This is a genomic window from Achromobacter sp. Bel (assembly GCF_012928505.1).
In the GTDB taxonomy this organism is placed as follows: Bacteria; Pseudomonadota; Gammaproteobacteria; order Burkholderiales; family Burkholderiaceae_B; genus Achromobacter.
In genome coordinates, this window is the sequence record NZ_JABBJN010000002.1 from 131,146 (window position 1) to 153,354 (window position 22,209).

At 65.4% G+C, this 22,209-nt stretch carries 17 protein-coding genes and 1 pseudogene; 11 read left to right on the forward strand and 7 right to left on the reverse strand.

From position 1 onward, the window contains the following. The first annotated feature begins 66 nt into the window (after positions 1-66). Positions 67-837: a ribonuclease PH gene (gene rph, locus HG262_RS01985; protein WP_169269436.1), complete on the forward strand. Its 771-nt coding sequence runs from the start codon at positions 67-69 to the stop codon at positions 835-837. Between the two features lie 99 nt (positions 838-936). Here rph and HG262_RS01990 read toward each other — a convergent pair whose 3' ends face one another. Together HG262_RS01990 and HG262_RS01995 are read right to left on the reverse strand one after the other, a co-directional pair. Further along, positions 937-2,319 (reverse strand): MmgE/PrpD family protein, encoded by a 1,383-nt coding sequence (locus tag HG262_RS01990; RefSeq protein ID WP_169269437.1) that lies wholly within the window; start codon positions 2,317-2,319, stop codon positions 937-939. A gap of 13 nt (positions 2,320-2,332) precedes the next feature. Next, positions 2,333-3,493, reverse strand: a complete 1,161-nt coding sequence (locus HG262_RS01995) for an acyl-CoA dehydrogenase family protein (protein WP_169269438.1) — start codon at positions 3,491-3,493, stop codon at positions 2,333-2,335. A gap of 228 nt (positions 3,494-3,721) precedes the next feature. Here HG262_RS01995 and HG262_RS02000 point away from each other — a divergent pair. Then, positions 3,722-5,155: pseudogene (locus tag HG262_RS02000) on the forward strand (methyl-accepting chemotaxis protein); the annotation flags it as partial. 165 nt (positions 5,156-5,320) lie between these two features. Here the strand turns inward: HG262_RS02000 and HG262_RS02005 are convergent. After that, the gene (locus HG262_RS02005) at positions 5,321-7,156 is read right to left on the reverse strand and encodes an EAL domain-containing protein (RefSeq protein WP_169269439.1); all 1,836 of its coding nucleotides are present in this window, start codon (positions 7,154-7,156) and stop codon (positions 5,321-5,323) included. Positions 7,157-7,356: 200 nt separating this feature from the next. Here HG262_RS02005 and rdgB point away from each other — a divergent pair, with 200 nt between their 5' ends. From rdgB to ntrC, 5 genes are all read left to right on the forward strand, one after another. Further along, on the forward strand, positions 7,357-7,980 hold the full coding sequence (gene rdgB / locus HG262_RS02010) for an RdgB/HAM1 family non-canonical purine NTP pyrophosphatase (RefSeq protein WP_169269440.1): 624 nt from the start codon (positions 7,357-7,359) through the stop codon (positions 7,978-7,980). Between the two features lie 35 nt (positions 7,981-8,015). Then, positions 8,016-9,236 carry a radical SAM family heme chaperone HemW gene (gene hemW, locus HG262_RS02015; RefSeq protein WP_169269441.1) on the forward strand — a complete coding sequence of 407 codons (1,221 nt, stop codon included), beginning with the start codon at positions 8,016-8,018 and terminating at the stop codon, positions 9,234-9,236. A gap of 184 nt (positions 9,237-9,420) precedes the next feature. Next, positions 9,421-10,833 (forward strand): type I glutamate--ammonia ligase, encoded by a 1,413-nt coding sequence (gene glnA, locus HG262_RS02020; protein WP_169269442.1) that lies wholly within the window; start codon positions 9,421-9,423, stop codon positions 10,831-10,833. Positions 10,834-11,024: 191 nt separating this feature from the next. After that, entirely contained in the window at positions 11,025-12,089 is a 1,065-nt protein-coding gene (gene glnL / locus HG262_RS02025; protein ID WP_006222220.1) for a nitrogen regulation protein NR(II), read from the forward strand. Then, positions 12,089-13,582 carry a nitrogen regulation protein NR(I) gene (ntrC, locus tag HG262_RS02030; RefSeq protein ID WP_169269443.1) on the forward strand — a complete coding sequence of 498 codons (1,494 nt, stop codon included), beginning with the start codon at positions 12,089-12,091 and terminating at the stop codon, positions 13,580-13,582. Before glnL ends, ntrC begins: the two co-directional genes overlap by 1 nt. Before the next feature lie 40 nt (positions 13,583-13,622). Here ntrC and HG262_RS02035 read toward each other — a convergent pair whose 3' ends face one another. Beyond that, complete coding sequence (locus HG262_RS02035; RefSeq protein WP_169269444.1) at positions 13,623-14,537, reverse strand: LysR family transcriptional regulator; 915 nt, start codon at positions 14,535-14,537, stop codon at positions 13,623-13,625. 181 nt (positions 14,538-14,718) lie between these two features. On the opposite strand from HG262_RS02035, the gene HG262_RS02040 reads away from it, so the two are divergent. From HG262_RS02040 to HG262_RS02050, 3 genes are all read left to right on the forward strand, one after another. Then, entirely contained in the window at positions 14,719-15,417 is a 699-nt protein-coding gene (locus tag HG262_RS02040; protein ID WP_169269445.1) for a pirin family protein, read from the forward strand. A gap of 100 nt (positions 15,418-15,517) precedes the next feature. Beyond that, complete coding sequence (locus HG262_RS02045; protein ID WP_169269446.1) at positions 15,518-16,423, forward strand: pirin family protein; 906 nt, start codon at positions 15,518-15,520, stop codon at positions 16,421-16,423. Between the two features lie 89 nt (positions 16,424-16,512). After that, on the forward strand, positions 16,513-17,490 hold the full coding sequence (locus tag HG262_RS02050; RefSeq protein WP_169269447.1) for a tripartite tricarboxylate transporter substrate binding protein: 978 nt from the start codon (positions 16,513-16,515) through the stop codon (positions 17,488-17,490). A gap of 8 nt (positions 17,491-17,498) precedes the next feature. On the opposite strand, the gene HG262_RS02055 is transcribed toward HG262_RS02050, so the two are convergent. The 3 genes from HG262_RS02055 to HG262_RS02065 form a co-directional block, all read right to left on the reverse strand. Then, a complete protein-coding gene (locus HG262_RS02055; protein WP_348984354.1) occupies positions 17,499-18,275 on the reverse strand; it encodes an ABC transporter ATP-binding protein in 777 nt (258 codons plus the stop codon). Between the two features lie 5 nt (positions 18,276-18,280). Beyond that, on the reverse strand, positions 18,281-19,951 hold the full coding sequence (locus HG262_RS02060) for an iron ABC transporter permease (RefSeq protein WP_169269449.1): 1,671 nt from the start codon (positions 19,949-19,951) through the stop codon (positions 18,281-18,283). 115 nt (positions 19,952-20,066) lie between these two features. Next, on the reverse strand, positions 20,067-21,110 hold the full coding sequence (locus HG262_RS02065; protein WP_169269450.1) for a Fe(3+) ABC transporter substrate-binding protein: 1,044 nt from the start codon (positions 21,108-21,110) through the stop codon (positions 20,067-20,069). A gap of 259 nt (positions 21,111-21,369) precedes the next feature. Here HG262_RS02065 and HG262_RS02070 point away from each other — a divergent pair, with 259 nt between their 5' ends. After that, on the forward strand, positions 21,370-22,146 hold the full coding sequence (locus HG262_RS02070) for a ferredoxin--NADP reductase (protein WP_169269451.1): 777 nt from the start codon (positions 21,370-21,372) through the stop codon (positions 22,144-22,146). Positions 22,147-22,209: the final 63 nt, after the last annotated feature.

Consider the following 22,209-nt stretch of genomic DNA (forward strand, 5'->3'; position numbering starts at 1 on the left):
TTTCCTGGTGATATATCGCGGCAGGATACTCCAAGCGGGGATTTCCTGCGGCGCCTTGCCCGTACAATGCCGCGAATCAACGTTCATGTCTGGAGTCTGCCTGTGACCACTACGCCCACCATCGCCCGTCCGTCCGGCCGCGCCGTCGACGAATTGCGGCCGTTCGCGCTGGAGCGCGGTTTTACGCGCTACGCCGAAGGGTCGGTGCTGGTGAAGGCCGGCGACACCCATGTGCTGTGCACCGCCAGCGTGCTGGAGAAGGTGCCGCCGTTCCTGAAGGGCAAGGGCGAAGGCTGGGTCACGGCCGAATACGGCATGCTGCCGCGCGCCACGCACACGCGCGGCGACCGCGAGGCCGCCCGTGGCAAGCAAAGTGGCCGCACGCAGGAAATCCAGCGCCTGATCGGCCGCAGCCTGCGCGCCGTGTTCGACATGAAGGCCCTGGGCGAACGCACGCTGCACCTGGACTGCGATGTGTTGCAGGCCGACGGCGGCACGCGTTGCGCCAGCATCACCGGCGCCTGGGTCGCGGCGGCGGATGCGGTGGCCTTGCTGATGAAGCGCGGCGACCTGGCCGTCAACCCGATCCGCGACGCGGTCGCGGCGGTATCGGTCGGCCTGGTGCAAGGCCGCTCGGTGCTGGACCTGGACTATCAGGAAGATTCAGCGTGCGATGCCGATGTGAACGTCATCATGACAGGCAGCGGCGCGTTCGTTGAAGTACAGGGCACGGGCGAAGGCGCAACCTTCACCCGCGCCGAACTGGACACGATGCTGGTGCTGGCCGAAGGCGGCATCGCCAGCCTGGTGCGCGCGCAACGCGCGGCGCTGGCCTAGGGGGCGAGCGCGGTTCCAGGACCCCGACCGGTTCTTGCCATGAAAAAACAGCCGCGTGAGCGGCTGTTTTTCATGGGGGCGCCAGGAACCGGCAGGAAACTAGGCGGCCTTGCGCGACAACAGGGCGTCGATCTTGACCACGTCCTCCAGCCCCCAGATCGTGCCGATCAGCCCGCGCAATTCTGGTTCCGTGGCGGCGTCCGCATAGCGGCCCAGGCTGAGGGTCTTGTCCTCGATTTCGGAACGGCTCAGCGTGTTGCCGGGGTCGCCCTTGGGTTCGTCCACGCGGCCGTGCACCGTGCGGCCATCTCGGGTGGTGACGGTGACCTTGCCGATCCAGCGCTGCGGATAAGCGTTGTCGACTTCTTCGTCCAGCACCATTTCAACTTTGCCTCGGAAGTCGGCGACCGCCGGATCGTCCAATCCGGCGTCGAATTCGGCCAGGCCTGCACGGCCTTTACGGGCGATCAGGGCAAGCACCGTGCCCATCGAGAACTTCGACTGGTGCACGGTCTGCGGATTGACGACCGGGCCCAGAACGTCGATAGCGCCCTGGTGCACATGGGCCACGACGCGCGCCACATCGGCTTCCGTCAGGTTGTTCTCGCGCAGCGCCTGTTGCAGCGCGTCGGCGGCCGGGTGGGTATGGCGGCAGGAGGCGTGGAACTTGAACGAGGTCTCGGCCAGCGCCCAGCGTTCGCCCAGGCGGTCGCAGAGTTTTGAGGGGTCGGCGTCGGTGGACATGCCGGCCGCCATGCCCTGTGGGCCTTCCAGGATGTGGCGGGCGCCGGTGAAGCCTTCGCGCGCCAGATAGGCGGCGGTGATGCCGTCGGCAGCCGCCTTGGCGGTGTGCAATTGCTTGGAATCGGCGGCGTCGCGCAGGAATTCCCACAGGCCGGCGGCCTGGGTGCCGGCCGAACCCAATGCGTGCAGCATCTGTTCCGGGGACAGCTTGAGCAGGTGGCCGGTGGTGACGGCAGCGGCCAAGGTGCCCGCGGTGCCGGTGGTGTGGAAGATCTTGTAGTGCGAGCGGCCCAGGAATTCACCGACGCGGATCCCGACTTCATAGCCGGCGACAGCGGCCGTCAGCATGTCGCGGCCCGAGCTGCCCAGCGCTTGCGCCACGGCCAGCGCGGGCGGGAACACCACGGCGGCGGGGTGGAACACCGAACCGTTATGGACGTCGTCCTGTTCGACCACGTGCGCCGCGGCCGCATTGACCATGGCGGCGAACATCGGCGACGTGCGGCGGCGCGTGATCAGCACTTCGCTGGGGCCGTCGGCGGGACCCATGGCCGCGGCGTAGCGGTCGATGGCCTGCACGGCGCGGGCGGAGGCGCCGGCCAGGATCGAGGCCAGGCAATCCAGGAGCAGGTCTTCGGCGCGGCGCAATACCGGGGCCGGGATGTCCTCGTAGCGCAGGTTGGCCGCAAAGGCCGCGAGCTCGGCGCTGAGGTGAGGGGTGTCTTTGGCTGCGTTCATGAGCGGGGTCGGATCAGAAGGAGCGGGGCAGGCCCAGGATGTGTTCGGCGACGTAGGACAGGATCAGGTTGGTGGAGATGGGCGCCACCTGATACAACCGCGTCTCGCGGAATTTGCGTTCGACGTCGTACTCGGTCGCGAAGCCGAACCCGCCGTGGAACTGCAGGCAGGCGTTGGCGGCTTCCCAGGACGCGTCGGCGGCCAGCAGCTTGGCCATGTTGGCCTGGGCGCCGCAGGGTTGATGGGCGTCGAACAGCCGGCAGGCCTCGTAGCGCATCAGGCTGGCGGCTTCCACGTTGATGTGGGCGCGGGCGATCGGGAATTGCACGCCCTGGTTCTGGCCGATGGGCCGGCCGAACACCATGCGTTCCTTGGCGTAGGCGGTAACCTTGTCCACGAACCAGTAGCCGTCGCCGATGCACTCGGCGGCGATCAGGGTGCGTTCGGCGTTCAGGCCGTCCAGGATGTACTTGAAGCCTTTGCCTTCTTCGCCGATCAGGTTCTCGACGGGGATTTCCAGATTGTCGAAGAACAGTTCGTTGGTCTCGTGATTGACCATGTTGGGGATCGGGCGGATCGTCATGCCATGCTTGACGGCGTGATGCAGGTCCACCAGGAAGATCGACATGCCCTCGGACTTGCGCGTGACCTGGTCCAGCGGCGTGGTGCGCGCCAGCAGGATCATCAGGTCCGAATGCTGCACGCGCGAGATCCAGACCTTCTGGCCGTTGATCACATAGCGGTCGCCGCGGCGCACGGCGGTGGTCTTGATCTTGGTGGTGTCGGTGCCGGTGGTGGGTTCGGTGACGCCCATGGACTGCAGGCGCAGTTCGCCAGCGGCGATGCGGGGCAGGTATTCGCGCTTCTGGGCCTCGGAACCATGGCGCAGCAGCGTACCCATGTTGTACATCTGGCCGTGGCAGGCGCCGGAGTTGCCGCCGCTGCGGTTGATCTCTTCCATGATGACCGACGCCTCGGTCAAGCCCAGGCCCGAGCCGCCGTATTCCTGCGGAATCAGCGCGGCCAGCCAGCCGGCCTCGGTCAACGCGCGGACAAAGTCTTCGGGATAGCCGCGTTCTTCGTCGATCTTGCGGAAGTATTCGCCAGGGAATTGGGCGCAAAGATCGCGCACGGCTTCGCGGATGTCCTGGTAATCGTGAGAGGCGTGAGGCATAGGGCTGCTGTAGGAAGGATGGAATGGTTCGGTACAGCATCGAATGTGCCGCAAGGGCGTGCTGCTGCCAATTCACAATTCCTTAATACGGGGTTCCTGTTCGCAAAAGCGCAGTTTCATGACGGGCGTTCGTCATGCGCCAGCCCAGGTTGTGTCAAGAAATTGCCAAACTGGGTGTCCATAATCCGTTGCACTGCGCCGCTGGCGCCAGGATATATACGGATGGATATGCGGAAAAATCTCAGGGTCACCACGGCGGTATCGGCCATTCTGGCGCTGTTTGTGGTGCTGTTCGCCGTCGCCGCGGCAGCGGGTATCGCGGTGCTGCGCGACAACCGGGCCGATATTGAGGCCCTGGGCCGAGGCAGCATCGAACGGGCCAGCGACCTGGCCGACATGACCAGCCGCCTGTTCCAGGCGCGCGCCGCGCTCACTGATGCCAAGACCGGCATGGAGGGCGGGCTGGAGGCCGCCCGTGACGAATCCCTGGCCCAGGCGGACGCTCTGCTCAAGCAGGCCGGCGCCAGCTTGGCGCGCCTGCGCGGCAACCCGGATGTCAGCGCACAAGGTGGTCCGCTGTTCGAACAGGTGCTGAAGGCCTATGCCGCCTTCGCCGAGCAGACACTTGTGCCCATGCAGAAGGCGATCCAGGGCTGGAACGGCATCGAGGTCAACCGCCTGGTGGACAAGGTGCTGCCCGCCAGCGGCGCGGGCTACGTCAAGCAGGCGGATGCCTACCAGACCTATTCGCGCCAGCAGGGGCAGGCGGCGGTGGCCGGCGCCAGCCAGACGCTGGAGCGGGTGATCGTGGTCGCGGCCGGTGTGCTGGGCGTTGTGCTGCTGCTGGCTGTGCTGATCCGGCTGACGTTCCGCCGCAGTATCCTGCGGCCGCTGAACGAGGCCGGCGCGCACTTCGACCGCATTGCGGACGGCGACTTGACGGGCGCCATCGCCAATCGGGGCGACAACGAGATCGGTGTGCTGTATTCGGCCATGCGCCGCATGCAGACCGGGCTGTCGGCCGCCGTGGCATCGGTGCGCCATGGCGTCGAGGAAATCCACACCGGCTCTGGCGAGATCGCTGCCGGCGGGGCGGACATGTCCGACCGCACCGCGCGGCAGGCGGGGTCGCTGCAAGAGGCCGCGGCCAACATGACGCAGTTGGCGCACACCGTCCAGATGACCGCCGGCAACGCGGACCAGGCCAGCCGCCAGGCAGAAAGCGCCACCCGGCTGGCGCAGCGCGGGGGCCAGGCCGTGGACGAGGTCGTGCAGAGCATGCAGGGCATTGCGGACAGCGCGCGCCGGATCGGCGAGATCGTCGGCGTGGTGGACAGCATCGCCTTCCAGACCAACATCCTGGCGCTGAACGCCGCAGTGGAGGCGGCGCGCGCGGGCGAGCAAGGCAAAGGCTTTGCCGTCGTGGCGGGCGAGGTGCGGTCGCTGGCCCAGCGCAGCGCGCAGGCCGCCCGCGAAATCAAGGGCCTGATCGAGGATTCCGCTTCGCGGGTCGAGGCGGGCGTACGCCAGGTGAATCTGGCGGGCGACACCATGCGCGACATGATGGTGTCGGTCGACCGGGTAACCCAGATCGTGGCGGAAATCTCCAACGCGACCGCCGAACAGGCTGCGGGCATCGCGTCAGTCAACAACGCGGTGGCCGATATCGAACGCGCCACGCAAGAGAATGCCGCGATGGTGGAGCAGACCGCGGCGGCGGCAGCGGCGCTGGAGATCCAGGCGCAAGGCCTGCGCCGAGCGGTGGCGGTGTTCCAGATTGCCCAGGCGGCGCAGAACGCCGCCGCGGTGCAGGCCTCGGCGGGCCAGCTAGCCGGCCAGTTGGGGCAGGGCGCCGCCAGTGTAGCGTTCGACCACCAGCGACAGGTTCCCATGCTTGACCTTGTGCTTGACATGGGCGGCAGCCGACGCAATGTCCTCCGGGCGGATGCGCTCGCATGAGGACGGCGTAACGGTGAGCGCGCCCACGCCCAGCGTCACGAACGGAAAGAAGCGCGGCACGCCGTAACGGTCTTCGGCTTCGATGCCGCCGTTATGGCGGCCCTGGTCGTCGTACAGGTCGATGGCCTGCTCATTGAATTCGGCGATGATGCGTTGCACGCGCTGCATCCAGTCCAGGCTGCGGAACAGCACCACGAAGTCGTCGCCGCCCACATGCCCCACGAAGTCGCGCAGCGGGTCGCAGTGCCGTTTGACGACTTCGGCGGTCAGCATGATCATGTCGTCGCCGCGCCAATAGCCATATACGTCGTTGAAAGGCTTGAAGTTATTGAGGTCGCCGTAGCAGATCGTGAAGTCGGCCGCATCCTCCAGCAACGTTGCGATATGCCGGCTGATGGGGATGTTGCCGGGCAGGGACGTCAGCGGGTTGGCGTAGCGCGCCGCTTCGATCCGCATCTCGGTCACCGAGCGCACCAGGGTCTCGCCGGTGGCCAGGCCGTCGTAGCGGCCGTCCCGCGTGATGATCAGGCCGTCCATCAGGTAGCGTTGGTCTTCGGAAATCAACACATGGCTCAACTGGTCGATCGAGATATTCAGGTCTACCAGCACCGGTTCGCTGTTCATGAACGTCGAGCAGGCGTCGCGGCCGAACAGCTCGCGCGTATAGCGTTGCGCGTAGTGTTCCGAAAAGTCGCGCCGGTTGATGATGCCCACGGGGCGGTTGTCGCCGTCAACAACGGCGACGGCATGCATGTTCTTGTGTTCGATGAACAGCCGGTGCACGTCGTCGTTGGTGTGCTGGTTCAGCAGCGCGGCCGGCGCCTCCACGCGCAGGCTGGCGGCAGTGCCGCCTGCGGACCGCTGCGACAGCGGGGCAGGGCTGCGCATCCGCAGCGAATCGCGCAACGGGGCGGTCAGCTCAGTCAGCAGCGTTTCTTCGGGCCGGCCCAGGAACCAGCCCTGCGCATACCGGATGTCCAGTTCACGCACCACGGCCAGGTCTTCCGCGGTTTCGATGCCTTCGGCGACGATGGACGTGCCCAGGTGCTGCGCCACCTTCAAGATGGCCCGCACCATGTTCTGCTTGCGGTCGCTTTGGCCGATGCCGTCAAAAAAATAGCGGTCGATCTTGACCAGGTCGGGTTGCATTTCGGACCATAGCTGCAGGTTCGAATTGCCCACGCCGTAATCGTCCAGCGCGATGCGCATGCCGCGTTCGCGCAGGCAGGCGAATGCGCAGCCCAGCTCGCCCATATGGTCCGACAGCGGGTCCTGCTCGGTGAGTTCGACGATGATGCTGGTGGGCGGCAGCGTGCAATCCTTCAAGAGGCGCAGCGGCATGTCGTCCCCCCACAGCGTCCAATAATGGATCAGCGCCGACCCGGACAGGTTCAGGAACAGCTTGCCGGCCGCCTCGTTGTCCTGGAATCCCTGCGCACCGGCCCTGAAGCTGGCCAATTCCAATTGCGGATGCAGCCCCTGGCGGCGCGCCTCGGCGAACAGGGCGTCCGGGAAATGCAAGGCCGTGTCGACGGGGCCGCGGATCAGGCTTTCGTGGCCATAGATGCGGCTATGCGACAGATCGACGACAGGCTGGTAGCGCGGCCGCAGCAGTCGTTCCTGCAGGATGCCGGCCAGACCGGCGGGCGCGGGCGTATCGCCCGGAGAGGAGTGGGGCGCGCGGACCGCGGCCGTCCGGGGCATAGCGTGAAGTGGGGTCATCGCCGAGGGCGTCAGATACGATCAGTGACAAGATTAGCGATGGTGACGACAAAATATGTCTGTGTTGTTGCGGCGGCGAGCAGGGAATTATCTTCATGTGGCGATTTCAATGCCCATCCCCGGCGCAGGGGGATCGCGCAACCCGGCGGCGCGGGCGGGCGGCGCCCTATACAATTTGCCCTATGACTTCCCCCAAGATTCCCGATTCCCTGCGCCGCATCGTGCTGGCGTCTAATAATGCCGGCAAGTTGCGCGAGTTTTCCGCCTTGTTCGCTCCTCTGGGCATCGAACTGGTGCCTCAAGGCGAACTGGGCGTGCCCGAGGCCGAAGAGCCGCATGTCACGTTCGTCGAAAACGCCTTGGCCAAGGCGCGCCACGCCAGCCGCCTGACCGGGCTGCCGGCCCTGGCCGACGATTCCGGCCTGTGCGTGGCCGCGCTGGACGGCGCGCCCGGGGTCTATTCGGCCCGTTATGCCAAGATGCATGGCGGCGAAAAATCTGATCTGGCCAATAACGCGCTGCTGACACAGAAGCTGGCCGGACAGGCCGACCGGCGTGCCTGGTATGTCGCCGTGCTGGCGCTGGTGCGTTCGGAAAACGATCCGTGCCCGATCATCGGCGAAGGCCTGTGGCACGGCGAGATCATCGATCAGCCCGAAGGGGCCAACGGCTTTGGCTACGATCCCCATTTCTACCTGCCCGACATGGGGCTGACCGCCGCGACGCTGGACCCCGAGGAAAAGAACCGCGTCAGCCACCGCGCCCGCGCGTTGCGCGAGCTGCTGAGCAAGCTAAGCCAGGCTTGAGGAGGGCGCCCGCCGCGCCCGCTCCAGGAAACCGCATGTCCATCACCATCCCCATCCGCAACGACCTGGGCGCAGCGCCTTCGCGCCGGCTCGTGCCGGCGGGCGCCACGCTGACCAGCCTGCCGCCGTTGTCCGTCTATGTGCACGTGCCCTGGTGCGTGCGCAAATGTCCGTATTGCGACTTCAATTCCCACGCCGCGCCGGGTGAAATCCCCGAGCGCGCCTATCTGGACGCCTTGCGCAGCGATCTGGAACAGGCCTTGCCTTCCATCTGGGGCCGCCAGGTCGTGTCCGTCTTCATCGGCGGCGGCACGCCCAGCCTGCTGTCGTCGGGCGGGCTGGACGAGTTGCTGGCCATGCTGCGCGCCTGTCTGAATGTCTGGCCGGACGCCGAGATCACCATGGAGGCGAACCCCGGCACCGCCGAGGCCAGCCGCTTCCGCGATTACGCCGCCAGCGGGGTCACGCGCTTTTCGCTGGGCATCCAGAGTTTCGACAATGCCCAATTGAAGAAGCTGGGCCGCATCCACGATGCTGATCAGGCACGCGCCGCTATCGGCATGGCGCAGCGCGCCGTTTCGCGGGTGAACCTGGACATGATGTTCGCCTTGCCGGGCCAGACCCTGGACGCCTGTGTGGCCGATTTGCGCGAGGCCATTTCGTTCGGCACCGAGCACCTGTCGCTGTATCACTTGACGATGGAGCCCAATACCGTCTTCGCCAAGTTCCCGCCCGAAGACCTGCCCGACGACGACACCAGCGCCGCCATGCAGGACGCCGTGGAGTCCGAGCTGGCCGCGGCCGGCCTGGCGCGCTACGAGGTGTCCGCCTACGCCAAGTCCGGCGCCCGCTGCCGCCACAACCTGAACTACTGGGAGTTCGGCGATTACCTGGGCATCGGCCCCGGCGCGCACGGCAAATTGTCATTCCATGACCGTATCGTGCGCGAGGCGCGGCTGCGTAGCCCGGATTCCTGGATGCAGGCCGCAATGGCCCGGGACGGCAGCCATCTGGCCGAAAGCCGGCAGGTCGGGCCAGATGAACTGCCCTTCGAATTCATGCTCAATGCCTTGCGCCTGAAAGACGGCGTGCCCAGTACGGCATTCAACGAACGCACCGGCCTGTCGCTGGCCGCTATTGCGCACCAATTGGAGGCAGCCTCCAAGCGGGGCCTGCTGGACGGCGATCCGACCCGCCTGAAGGCCACGCCCTTGGGGTGGCGGTTCCTGAATGACCTTCAGGAAATGTTCCTTTAACGGGATCGCACCATAATGGGGCAATCGTGCCCCACCATTTGCACCATAGTGGTGCTACATTTTTTCCTGACCGTGCGGTGCTCCCCAGGGATTCCAGGGGGTAAAACCTGGCACGCTTATTGCTTCCCTCTTTTATGCCAGTCGAGAGGCAAAGCCCTCGACCCTTTTATCTAATGGAGATGACATGGCAAGCCCGAAAGACGTCCTGAAACAGATCGCCGATAACGAAGTCAAATTCGTGGATTTCCGCTTCACCGATACGGTTGGCCGTGAGCACCACGTGTCCGTGCCCACCAGCCAGATCGACGAAGACAAGCTGGAAAGCGGCCAGGCTTTCGACGGTTCGTCGATCCCGGGTTGGAAGGGTATTGAAGCTTCCGACATGCTGCTCATCCCCGATTGCTCCACCGGCAACCTGGATCCGTTCCGTGAAGAGCCGACGCTGATTCTGTCGTGCGACGTCGTCGAACCCTCGGACTTGAAGGGCTATGACCGCGACCCGCGTTCGCTGGCCAAGCGCGCCGAAGCCTACCTGAAGTCCTCCGGCCTGGGCGACACCGCCTACTTCGGTCCGGAACCCGAATTCTTCGTGTTCGACGGCGTGACGTGGAACACCGACATGTCGGGCACGTTCGTCAAGATCAAGTCCGAAGAAGCCTCGTGGTCCAGCGGCCAGGAATTCGAAGGCGGCAACACCGGCCATCGTCCCCTGGTCAAGGGCGGCTACTTCCCCGTTCCGCCGGTTGATTCGTTCCAGGACATGCGTTCGGAAATGTGCCTGCTGATGGAACAAATGGGCGTGCCGGTCGAAGTGCACCACCATGAAGTGGCCGGCGCCGGCCAGCTGGAAATCGGCACCAAGTTCAGCACGCTGGTCCAGCGCGCCGACTGGACGCAGATCGTCAAGTACGTCGTGCACAACGTGGCCCACGCCTACGGCAAGACCGCGACGTTCATGCCCAAGCCCATCGTTGGCGACAACGGTTCCGGCATGCACGTGCACCAATCCATCTGGAAGGATGGCCAGAACCTGTTCGCAGGCAACGGCTACGCCGGCCTGTCGGAATTCGCGCTGTACTACATCGGCGGCATCATCAAGCACGCCCGCGCCCTGAACGCCATCACCAACCCGGGCACGAACTCGTACAAGCGTCTGGTTCCGCACTACGAAGCCCCGGTCAAGCTGGCTTACTCGGCCCGCAACCGCTCGGCCTCGATCCGCATCCCGTACGTCGGCAACCCGAAGGGCCGCCGCGTCGAAGCGCGTTTCCCGGACCCCCTGGCCAACCCGTACCTGGCTTTCTCGGCCCTGATGATGGCCGGCCTGGACGGTGTTCAGAACAAGATCCACCCGGGCGATCCGGCCGACAAGAACCTGTACGATCTGCCGCCGGAAGAAGATGCCAAGATCCCGACCGTGTGCTCCTCGCTGGAACAAGCGCTGGAAGCCCTGGACGCGGACCGCGAATTCCTGACCCGTGGCGGCGTGTTCAGCAACGACATGCTCAACGCGTACATCGACCTGAAGATGGCCGATGTGAATCGTCTGCGCATGACGACGCACCCGGTCGAATTCGACATGTACTACAGCCTCTGATCGTTTAGAGGCTGTGGCGGGGGGCGCGCGATGATGTAGGCAGATACCAGGGCCCACACCATGCGCACCACCAGGTCGCGGCTCGACGGTTTGTCCGCCAGGCATCATGCCTGGCGGACAGGGCGCCGGGTTCCGGCGCCGCCGTCGCGGGCGCGTTCCGCTTTCCCCCTGTCATTCGGGTACGTTGAAAAATGAATGTAGAAGCTCTCGATCTGCTTGCCACGTCCGTTTTCCTGGTCAACGAGCGCGGCCACATTGAATACGCCAACGCTGCCGCCGAAGATCTGTTCGGCCGCTCGCGCAAGCAACTGGGCGGGCACTCCGCCGCCACGCTGTTCGACACCCCAGAGAATATCCAGTCCTCCATCGACCGCGCCGCGGCGGGCAGGTACGCCGACGTCAGGCAATTGGCCTCGTTGCGCCGCGCCGCCGAATCCGTGGAAGTCGCCGTCACGACGGTCGGGCTGACAGGCCAGCGCTGGCCCGTGCTGATAGAGACCCGCGAAATCGAGCAGCGCGTCCTGGCTGACCGCAACCATCGGCTGGTCGACGAGATCGAAGCGCACCGCGAGTTGCTGCGCAACCTTGCGCATGAAGTGAAGAATCCCTTGGGCGGTTTGCGCGGCGCGGCGCAGTTGCTGGAAGCCGAACTGCCCAGCGCGGCCCTGGCCGAGTACACCCAGGTCATTATTTCCGAAGCCGACCGCCTGCAGGCGCTGGTGGACCGCTTAAGCGGCCCGCAACGTGTGCCGCTGAATGCGCGGCCGGTGAACATCCATGAGATCTGCGAGCGCGTCTGCGCGCTGATCCAGGCCGAATTCCGCAACGACGTCACCATCCTGCGCGACTACGACGCGTCGGTGCCCGATTTGAAGGGCGATGCCGCCCGTCTGATGCAGGCCGTTCTGAACGTGGCGCGCAACGCCGCGCAGGAACTGGTCGCACGGCCCGAGGGGCCGAAGACGGAGCCTGGCGTGGTCACCCTGCGCACCCGCGTGGCGCGCCAGGTCATGTTGGCCCACCGGCAGCACCGGCTGGCGCTGGTGCTGTCCATCATCGATAACGGTCCGGGCGTGCCGGACCACATTCGTGACCGCATTTTCCACCCCCTGGTCACGGCCAGGGCGGGCGGCACGGGCCTGGGCCTGAGCCTGGCCCAGGACTTCGTGCAACAGCACGGCGGCATCATCGAATTTGAATCCCGACCGGGGCGTACCGAGTTTCGCCTGGTCCTACCGATGGAGCCTGCACACTGATGAAACCCGTATGGATCGTCGACGACGACCAGGCCATCCGCTGGGTCCTCGAAAAGGCCCTGGCCCGCGCTGGTGTCCCCACCCGCAGTTTCTCCCAATCGGCCGACGTGCTGGAAGCGCTGTCGCGCGAAACGCCCGTCGCCCTGGTGTCCGATATTCGCATGCCCGGCGGCAACGGGCTGGAGCTGTTGCGTCAACTCAAAGAGCGCCATCCCGGCTTGCCGGTCATCGTGATGACCGCGTTCGCCGATTTGGACAGCACCGTGTCCGCGTTTCAGGGCGGCGCGTTCGATTACCTGGCCAAGCCGTTCGACGTGAACGAGGCGGTTGCGCTGATCCAGCGCGCCATGCAGGAATCCACGCAGCCGGAAACGCCTGAAGGGCAGGGCGAGGCCGCCCAGAATAACGAGCGCTGGATGATGACGCAGTCGTCTTCCACCGCCATGCAGGAAGTGTTCCGCGCCATCGGCAGGCTGGCCCAGTCCAAGGTGACGGTGTTGATCACCGGCGAATCGGGCACCGGCAAGGAACTGGTCGCCCGTGCCCTGCATGGCCACGGCGTGCGCGCCAGCGGCCCCTTCGTGGCCCTGAACGCGGCAGCCATTCCGCGCGACCTGCTTGAGGCCGAGCTGTTCGGCCACGAGCGCGGCGCATTCACCGGCGCCAACAATCTGCGCCGTGGCCGCTTCGAAGAAGCGCACGGCGGGACGTTGTTCCTGGACGAAATCGGCGACATGCCGATCGAGTTGCAGACGCGGCTGTTGCGCGTGCTGGCCGAGGGCAGCTTCTACCGTGTCGGCGGGGCGCAGCCCGTGCGCGTGGACGTGCGCATCGTCGCCGCCACGCACCAACCGCTGGAGCAGCGCGTCGAGCAGGGCTTGTTCCGCGAAGACTTGTTCCACCGCCTGAACGTGATCCGGCTGCGCCTGCCGCCGTTGCGCGAACGCGTGGAGGACATTCCTGCGCTGGCCCAGCATTTCCTGACGGCAAGCGCCCGCACGTTGGGCGTGCCGGTCAAGCGCCTGACGCCTGACGCGCTGGCCGTGCTGACCAAGTTCGACTTTCCGGGCAACGTCCGGCAGCTGGAGAACTTCTGCCATTGGCTCACGGTGATGGCGCCAGGGCAGACGGTCGACCGTCAGGACCTGCCGCCGGAAATCCGCGCGCTGGAACATCAGCAGCAACCGGGTGCGGCCCCGCTGCGCCCGGCGACGCCTATGCCGGGCATCGGCACCGTCGTGCAGGCGCCTCAGGGGCTGGACGACGGCGCGCCGCGCAATTGGCAGGAGTCCCTGCTGCGCGATGCCCAGTACCGGCTGGAACGCGGCGAACCGGCCGTTATGGCCACGCTGACGCGCCAGTTCGAAAAGATCCTGCTGCAAAGCGCGCTGGACGCCAGCCGCGGCCGCCGCGTGGAAGCCGCTTCCCGCCTGGGCATCGGCCGCAATACCATCACGCGCAAACTGCGCGAGCTGGGGATTGAAGACGAGTGAACGCTGAGGGGTTGCCGCGCGTTGCACGCCCGGCAACCCCTCAGCCCATTCCCAGCAGGCTCTCGCACAGCCGGGGCGATTTCAGTTTTTGCAACCACCATTTCAGCGCTTCGCCCGGCGGCTCGGCCCGCCAGGCGTACGCCACGTGTTCCGTCAGGGACATGCCCTCATCCGTCTCGCACACCACCAACAGACCCTGCGCCAGGTAAGGCGCCGCCATGGTCAGCGGCAGGTAGCCGCAGCCCAGGCCGCGTACCTGCGCGTCGATCTTGGCCTGCATGGATGGCATCACCAGCGTGGGTTGGTCCGCCAGGATGCCGCGCGATTGCGGGGGCAGGTTGCGCGATGTGTCCGCGACGACGACCGCGCAGTACTGCGTGATGTCGGCGCGGCTGAGCGGTTGCGGCAACGACGCCAGGGGGTGATGCGCCGCGACGCAAAATCCAAACTGCGTGGTGCCGATCGCCTGTGACCGGTAGGGCCCCGTCGGCTCGGCATTCGCGCCGGCGCCGATCACGAGGTCGGCGCGTCCGCTCGTCAACGCATCCCAGTTGCCGCTCAGCACTTCGCTGGAAAAGCGCAGCGTGGTCGCGCTTTCCAGCGTCTGGAATTCGTCGATCAGGTCATACAGAGGCCGCCACGGCAATACTGCGCTGACGGCGATGCGCAGCTCGACTTCCCAGCCGGTGGCGATGCGTTTCACGCGGCAAGCCAGATCGTCCAGCGATTGCAGCACGTGGCGTCCATCCTTCAGCAGGGCTTCGCCCGCGGGGGTGAGCAGCGCCCGGTGTCCTGACCGGTCAAACAGCAGCACGTCCAGGCCGTCTTCCAGCTTGCGGATCGAATAGGTCACGGCGGACGGCACTTTGCCGAGCTCGCGCGCCGCCTTCGCAAAGCTGCCATGGCGGGCGATGGCGTCAACCAGGATCAACAATTCAGGCGTAATGGGTTGCATGGCGGGGGCTCGATGAGGTGCATTCAAATAATTTGAATGAAGTCATCAAAATATAGCGCCAAAGCGACCCCTCTGCACGCGCAGAATATCACTCATGCCAGGGGTTAAGCGGGAAGGGCAAACAAGAAACCCGGCACCGCACCCCTCTATATCATTCATATTATTGAAACAGGAGTCCACAATGCTTACGATTCGCCGCGCTGCCGAACGGGGTCACGCCAACCATGGGTGGCTCGATTCGTTTCACACCTTTTCCTTCGCCAACTACTACGACCCGGCTCATATGGGCTTCGGCGCGCTGCGCGTGATCAATGACGATCGCATCGCTGCCGGCCGCGGCTTCGGCACGCATGGCCATCGGGACATGGAGATCATCACCTATGTGCTGGACGGCGCCATTGCGCACAAGGACAGCATGGGCAGCGGTTCGACCATCCAGCCCGGCAACGTGCAACGGATGAGCGCCGGCCGCGGTGTGATGCACTCCGAGTTCAACCCGCTGCCGGACACCGAAACGCACATGCTGCAAATCTGGATCGAGCCCGACGTGACCGGCATCGCCCCGGAGTATGAAGAGCGCACCTTCAGCGACGCGCAAAAGCGTGGCCGGCTGCAAGCCCTGGTGTCGCCGGATGGTGAAGACGGCTCCATGAAGATCCATCAGGACGCGCGCTTGTATGGCGGCCTGTTCGACGGCGCCGAGTCCGCCACCCTGGCACTGGCCGCCGGCCGCCGCGCCTGGGTGCATGTAGCGCGGGGCAGCGTCACGGTCAACGGCGCCGAGCTCTCGGCCGGCGACGCGGTCGCCATCACGGACGACTCCCGTGTCGAGCTGTCGGGCGGCAAGAACGCCGAAGTGCTGGTGTTCGATCTGGCGTAATGCCTCGCGCCGGGCGGAAGGGTTTCCGCCCGGCGCTGTTTTTGAACGGGCCATTGGGCCTTAACATGGCCATTGGCCTATTGAAGCGGAGCGCTACCCCATGTCTACCTTGTCCGATGCAGGCGAAAACCAGATTGAAACCGTCGTGGTGCCGCGCACCAGCGACCTGGGCGGCTTTTCCGTCCGCCGCGCGATCCCGTCGGCGCAGCGCCGAACCGTCGGGCCGTTCGTGTTCCTTGACCACATGGGTCCGGTGGAATTCGATGCCGGCTCGGGCATCGACGTGCGCCCGCACCCGCACATCGGCCTGTCCACCGTCACCTACCTGTACGAAGGCTCGATGGTGCACCGCGACGGCGCCGGCAATACCCAGACGATTCTGCCGGGCGAAGTGAACTGGATGACGGCCGGCCGCGGCATCGTCCACTCGGAACGTTCGTCGCCGGAAAGCCGCCAGGCGCCGCAGCGCCTCTGTGGCCTGCAGATCTGGGTAGGCTTGCCGAAGCAGCACGAGGAAACCGACCCGGGCTTTACGCACTATGGCCTGGATGCGCAGCCGGTGGTCGAAGGCGAGGGCGTGCGCGCCCAGGTCGTGGCGGGTTCGCTGTTCGGCAAGACCTCGTTGGTCAAGACGCTGTCGCCCCTGTTCTACGGTGACCTGCAATTGAAGGCAGGCGCCACGACGGTGCTGCCGGCCGAGTACGAAGAGCGCGCCGCCTATCTGGCCGAAGGCTCGGTCGAGGTGGATGGGCAAGTGTTCGAAAGCGGTCGGCTGGTGGTGTTCGCCCCGGGCCGGCCGGTGCAGATCCGCGCCGTCACCGCCGCGCGGTTTGCGGTGCTGGGCGGCGAACCCCTGGACGGTCCGCGCTTTGTCTGGTGGAACTTCGTCTCTAGCAGCAAGGACCGCATCGAGCAGGCCAAGCAGGATTGGCAGCGCACGCGCTTCGACCAGATCGTGCCCGGCGACGAGACCGAATACATCCCGCTGCCTGAACCGCGCGCCTGATTGCGGCCAACGTGTTTCCCCCTGCCGCGCAAGGCTTGCGCGGCAGTATGATGCGCCTCCAAACCTTCATAACAACAGGATGGAGACTCATGCATCGCTACACCCTCAACCTTGCGCGCGGCGTGGCCGCCTTGGCCCTGGTCAACGGCGCGTCCGCGGCGTTTGCCGCCGGCTACCCGACCAAGCCCATCACCTTCATCGTCCCGTACACGGCGGGCGGCACCACTGATCTGGTGGCCCGCACGGCGGGGCAGAAAGTGGCCGAAAAGCTCGGCCAGCCTGTCATCGTGGAAAACCGGCCGGGCGCGGGCGGCAATATCGGGATGGACGCCGTGGCCAAAGCGGCGCCCGACGGCTACACGATCGGCTTCGGCGCCATTTCCACGAATGCGTTGAATCCCTTCGTCTACCCCTCGATGCCGTTCGATCCCACCAAGGACTTCACCGGCGTCAGCATGCTGGGCGCGTCCACCGTGGTGCTTGAAACGGGCCCCGCGTTGAAGGTGGACAGCGTCAAGGACCTGGTGGCCTACGCCAAGCAGCACCCGGGCACGGCCTACGGCACGCCGGGTACGGGCACGTCCATGCATCTGGCGGGCGTGATGTTCGATCAGTTGACGGGCGCTGGCATGCAGCACATTCCATACAAGGGCAGCGCGCAGGGCCTGAACGACTTGCTGGGCGGACACCTTCCGGTCATGTTCGACAACCTGCCTGCTTCGCTGCCGCACATCAAGGCGGGCAAGGTCCACGCGGTGGCGGTCACGGGCAGCAAGCGGGCGCCGGCGCTGCCGGACGTGCCGACGCTGGCCGAACTGGGTTACGCGGGCGCGGTGGTGGATCCGTGGTTCGCGGTATACGGACCGGCCAAGATGTCGCCGGAAGTCACCCAGGCGCTGAGCGAGGCGTTCCAGTGGGCGTTGGCCCTGCCGGAAGTGAAGGACAAGCTGGAGCAAGCCGGTTTCATGCCGTATGGATCGACCCCGCAAGAGGTCGGGCGCCTGACCCAGAGCCAGCACGAGGCCTTCAAAGCCCTGTCGCAAAAGGTCAAGCTGTCGGCGGATTGAGGGCCGGCTCAGCGCCCGCGGGCGAATGCCTGCTCGCGCTGCGCTTCCAGCGCTTCGCGCCGGATGAAGTCACGCACGAAATCGTTGCCGGGATGGTGGTGCAGGTTGTAGGGCGTATCCCATTGCACGATCGACCCCTTTGCCATCACGCCGATGCGGTCGGCGATGGCGAAGGCTTCGGCTTGGTTGTGCGTGACGAGGATGGCCGTGTGGCCAGTGGTCTTGAGGATGTCGCGCACTTCGAACGCCAGACGTTCCCGGGTGTCCACATCCAGGTTCGAGAACGGCTCGTCCAGCAATAGCAGATCGGGCGAGGGTGCCAGGGCCCGGGCCAATGCCACGCGCTGCTGCTGGCCGCCCGAGATCTCGTGCGGGTAGCTGCTAGCGGCATGCGCCAGGCCCACCAGTTCCAGCATCTCTTCCACGCGGCGGGCACGGTCCCCGCGCGCAAGCTTGCGCAAGCCGAACGCCACGTTCAACGCCACGGTCAGATGCGGGAACAGCGCGTAGTCCTGGAACATCATGCCCACGCGGCGCAGTTCCGGCGCCACTTGCTCGGTCGGGGACGAAATGACCGCGCCGTCCAGCAGGATGCGGCCGGCGCGCACGGGCTCGAAGCCGGCGATGGCGCGCAGCACGGTGGTTTTGCCGCAGCCGGATTCGCCCAGCAGGCAGCCGATGTGCCCGGCGGGCAAGCCAAGCGTCAGGTCTTGCACTACCGGCTTCAGGCCGGCGGGCGTGTCGTAGGCGAGCGAAAGGCGATCGATTTCTAACAGATCGGGCACGATGATCAATGTCCCATTTTCAGATTGGTGCGCGCCAGCAGGATGACGGGCAAAAGGCCGGCCAGCACGATCGCCAGCGCCGCGACGGCGCCTTCCTCGTACGTGCCGCGCGCGGCTTCGGCGTAGAGCCAGGTGGCGAGCGTGTCGAAATTCATGGGGCGCAGCAGCAAGGTCGCCGGCAGTTCCTTCATGGCGTCCACGAAGACCAGCAGGGCGCTTGCGGCCAGCGCAGGGCGCAGCAGCGGCAGGTGGACCCGGCGCAAGGTGCCCGCCGAGCTTTCGCCCAGCAGGCGCGATGCCTGTTCCAGCGAAGGCGGGATGCGGGCAAGGCCGGCTTCCAGCGCGCCCGTGGAAATCGCCAGGAAGCGGATCACGTAGGCGATGACCAGCGCACCCATGGAGCCCATCAGGAACAGGCCGGAGCCGCCGAATACCGTAGCAACCGCGTGATCGATCCAGACGAAAGGCGTCAGCAGGCCGATGGCCAGCACGGTGCCCGGCACCGCGTAGCCCAGGCTGGCGATGCGCGCGCAGGCGCGGCCCGGATTGAAATTGGCGCTTTCGCGCATGGTGCGTCCAGCCCAGGCCACGATCAGCCCGCACAGCAGGGTGACGAGGGTGGCGCTGAACGCGACGATCAGCGTATTGCCCAAGCCGTTGATCAACTGGTCCGATACGCCGCCCACCAGATGCAGGCGCTTGTAGGTTTCATGGATCAGATAGGCGGCTGGCGCGATGAATCCCATCACGACGGGGATCCAGCCCAGCAAAGCGGCCACGGCGGCGGGCAGGCCGCGCAGGCGGCGCGGCTGCATGGGGCGCATGCGCTGGGTATTGGCGTAACGCTGGCGCTTGCGGCCATGCCGTTCCAGCATGATCAACCCAATCACGATTGCCAGCATCGTCAGCGCGATCTGCGCCGCGCCGGCCAGATCGGACCGCGTGACCCAGGTCGTATAGACCGACACCGTCAGCGTCTGCACCCCCAGAAACTCGGACGCGCCGATATCGTTCAGCGTTTCCAGCAGCGCCAGGCTCACGCCTACGACGATCGCGGGGCGGGCCAGGGGCAGGGCGACGCGGAAGAACACGGCGACACGTCCGGCGCCCAGCGTGCGCGCCGCCTCCAGCAGGCTGGCCGCCTGGGTCATGAACATGACGCGCGTGCTCAGGTAAACATACGGATACAGCACGAAGCCCAGCACGAAGATCGCGCCGTAAATGGAGCGCAGGTCGGGCAGGCGGAATTGCCGCGGGCTGTCGTAGCCCAGCAGCGCGCGGATCGCCGTCTGGACGGGGCCGATGGGATGCAGCAAATCCAGGTAAGAGAACGCGATGATGTAGGTCGGCACCGCCAACGGCAGCAGCAGGGCCCAGGTCAGGATGCGTCGCGTGGGAAAGTCGTAGGCGGTTACCAGCCAGGCGGCGCCCGTGCCCAGCAGCGTGACCATCACGCCTACGCCCGCCAGCAGCATGGCCGTGTTGGCCAGCGCCTGCGGCAGCACATAGCTTGCCAGATGCTGCCAGTGCGAAAGTTCGCCGCCCAACGCCCACCAGAGCAGCGTCAGTACGGGCGCCAGCACCGCCAGCGCGATCAGGCCGGCGCCTGCAAGCCAGCCGGCGCCGCGTTCAGTCCAGCGCAAACGCAGCGGCCGGGGCAAGGATTCTGTGTGCATGCTTCAAAGTCGATTGCATCAAAGGCAAGGCCTGCTCCCTCCGGAAAAGAAGGGAACAGGCCCGATACTGCCGCAGCGTCGCGCCACGCCGGGGGGCGTGGCGGCGTGGGGCTTATCAGTTGTCGAAACCGACCTTGTCGACCAGTTCGCTGGCTTGCTTGCGGTGCTTGGCGATTTCGGTCAGGGGCAGCGGGTCCACCTTCAATTCGCCGAAGCTGGCGATGACGGGGTCCAGCTTCACGCCCTTGCGGACGGGGTATTCATAGTTGGCCTGGGCATACAGGGCCTGGGCGGGTTCGGACACCAGGAAGTCCAGCAGCTTGATCGCGTTGGCCTTGTGCGGCGCGTGGGCGGCCACGGCGGCGCCGCTGACGTTCACGTGCGTGCCGCCGCTCTTCTCGTTGGCGAAGGTCGGGCGGATGACCTTGATGGCGTCGCCCCACTTGCGGCCGTCGGTACCGGGTTCGGAGTTCTTCATGTGGCCGACGTAGTACGCATTGGCCAGGCCGATGTCGCAGATGCCGCCCAGGATGTCGCGCGCCACGTCGCGGTCGCCGCCGGCCGCCTTGCGGGCCAGGTTTGCCTTGACGCCGCGCAGCCACTTCTCGGTGGCTTCCGCGCCATCATGCGCGATCATCGACGCGACCATCGCGGTGTTGTAGGGGTGCTGGCCCGAACGGATGCAGACCTTGCCCTTCCACTTGGGGTCGGCCAGGTCTTCGTAGCGGAAGGATTCCAGCTTCAGGTCTTTTTCGACGTACAGCACGCGGTCGCGCAGCGACAGCGCAAACCATTTGCCGTCGGCGCCGCGCAAGTTCGCGGGAATTACGGATTCCAGGGTCTGGGACTTGATGGCCTGGGTCACGCCGCCGTCCACCAGGTCGAGCAGATTGCCGATGTCCACGGTCATCAGCACGTCGGCGGGCGACTTCGCGCCTTCCGCCTTGACGCGTTCCAGCAGGCCGTCCTTGACGAAGACGGTGTTGACCTTAATGCCGCTTTCCTTCGTGAAGGCATCCAGCAGCGGCTGGATCAGTTTGGGTTCCCGGGTGGTGTACAGGCTGACTTCTTCCGCGGCGTTGGCCGAGACGGTGAAGGCGGCGGCGCCGGCCAGCGCCAGGGCGCGAAGCAGCGAATTCAATTGGGGACGCTTGGTCATGTCGGAAACTCCGGCTAGGGCAGCAGCGGGGATAGCCGCGAAAGGGCTTCCCGTTGCTTAAAACGGTCTGCTAACGAAAACGATTATCAACTGAGAACGCGACGATAACAGGAAGCGAAAGACCGTTCAACCAGTCGTAAGGCACGACATCCAACCCTTGATCCCTATCAATACGGCATAAGCGTATTACGGAATAATGAGAGCAATTCCTATCAAGACCCTGTAGAATAGCGTTAACCCTAATATTACCGACTCCGACATGGCTGCTTTCAACACCGAGCGCGTACTGAGCGTGCACCACTGGAACGACACCCTGTTTTCCTTTACCACGACGCGTGACGCGGCCTTGCGGTTCCACAATGGCCACTTCGTCATGATCGGCCTGGAAGTTGAAGGCAAGCCGCTGTTGCGGGCCTACAGCATCGCCAGCGCTAATTACGAAGAGAACCTCGAATTCCTCAGCATCAAGGTGCAGAACGGCCCGCTTACCTCGCGCCTGCAGCACTTGAAAGAGGGCGACACCATCCTGGTCAGCCGCAAGCCGGTGGGCACATTGGTGGTCGACGACCTGAAGCCGGGCAAGCACCTGTTCCTGTTCGGTACCGGCACCGGTCTAGCGCCCTTCATGAGCATCATCAAAGACCCCGATATCTACGAACGCTTCGACAAGGTCATTCTTGTCCACGGCGTGCGTTGGGTCAGCGAACTGGCCTACGCGGACTTCATCGAAAAAGAACTGCCGAACAACGAATTCTTCGGCGATGTCGTCCGCAATAAGCTCGTGTACTACCCGACTGTCACCCGCGAACCGTTCCGCAATCAGGGCCGGATCACGGAACTGATGGAAAACGGCAAGCTGTGCGAAGACATCGGCATCCCGCAGATCAACCCTGAAACCGATCGCGCCATGATTTGCGGCAGCCCGCATATGCTGGCCGACATCAGCGCCATGCTGGACAAGCGCGGCTTCCTGGTGTCGCCGGGCGTCGGTCAACCGGGCGACTACGTGGTTGAACGCGCTTTCGTGGACAAATAATCCGCGGCAGTTCTTCCCCCAAAAAAAACCCATCGGCAGCGATGGGTTTTTTGCATCCAGGGA

Bases quoted from the DNA above. Each gene is read 5' to 3' on its own strand.
- glnL (WP_006222220.1), top strand. From the start codon at position 11,025: ATGAATGTAGAAGCTCTCGATCTGCTTGCCACGTCCGTTTTCCTGGTC.
- HG262_RS02045 (WP_169269446.1), top strand. From the start codon at position 15,518: ATGTCTACCTTGTCCGATGCAGGCGAAAACCAGATTGAAACCGTCGTG.
- glnA (WP_169269442.1), top strand. From the start codon at position 9,421: ATGGCAAGCCCGAAAGACGTCCTGAAACAGATCGCCGATAACGAAGTC.
- HG262_RS02070 (WP_169269451.1), top strand. From the start codon at position 21,370: ATGGCTGCTTTCAACACCGAGCGCGTACTGAGCGTGCACCACTGGAAC.
- HG262_RS02050 (WP_169269447.1), top strand. From the start codon at position 16,513: ATGCATCGCTACACCCTCAACCTTGCGCGCGGCGTGGCCGCCTTGGCC.
- HG262_RS01995 (WP_169269438.1), bottom strand. From the start codon at position 3,493: ATGCCTCACGCCTCTCACGATTACCAGGACATCCGCGAAGCCGTGCGC.
- rdgB (WP_169269440.1), top strand. From the start codon at position 7,357: ATGACTTCCCCCAAGATTCCCGATTCCCTGCGCCGCATCGTGCTGGCG.
- HG262_RS02065 (WP_169269450.1), bottom strand. From the start codon at position 21,110: ATGACCAAGCGTCCCCAATTGAATTCGCTGCTTCGCGCCCTGGCGCTG.
- HG262_RS02035 (WP_169269444.1), bottom strand. From the start codon at position 14,537: ATGCAACCCATTACGCCTGAATTGTTGATCCTGGTTGACGCCATCGCC.
- ntrC (WP_169269443.1), top strand. From the start codon at position 12,089: ATGAAACCCGTATGGATCGTCGACGACGACCAGGCCATCCGCTGGGTC.
- hemW (WP_169269441.1), top strand. From the start codon at position 8,016: ATGTCCATCACCATCCCCATCCGCAACGACCTGGGCGCAGCGCCTTCG.
- HG262_RS02005 (WP_169269439.1), bottom strand. From the start codon at position 7,156: ATGCCCCGGACGGCCGCGGTCCGCGCGCCCCACTCCTCTCCGGGCGAT.
- rph (WP_169269436.1), top strand. From the start codon at position 67: ATGCCGCGAATCAACGTTCATGTCTGGAGTCTGCCTGTGACCACTACG.
- HG262_RS02060 (WP_169269449.1), bottom strand. From the start codon at position 19,951: ATGCACACAGAATCCTTGCCCCGGCCGCTGCGTTTGCGCTGGACTGAA.
- HG262_RS02040 (WP_169269445.1), top strand. From the start codon at position 14,719: ATGCTTACGATTCGCCGCGCTGCCGAACGGGGTCACGCCAACCATGGG.
- HG262_RS01990 (WP_169269437.1), bottom strand. From the start codon at position 2,319: ATGAACGCAGCCAAAGACACCCCTCACCTCAGCGCCGAGCTCGCGGCC.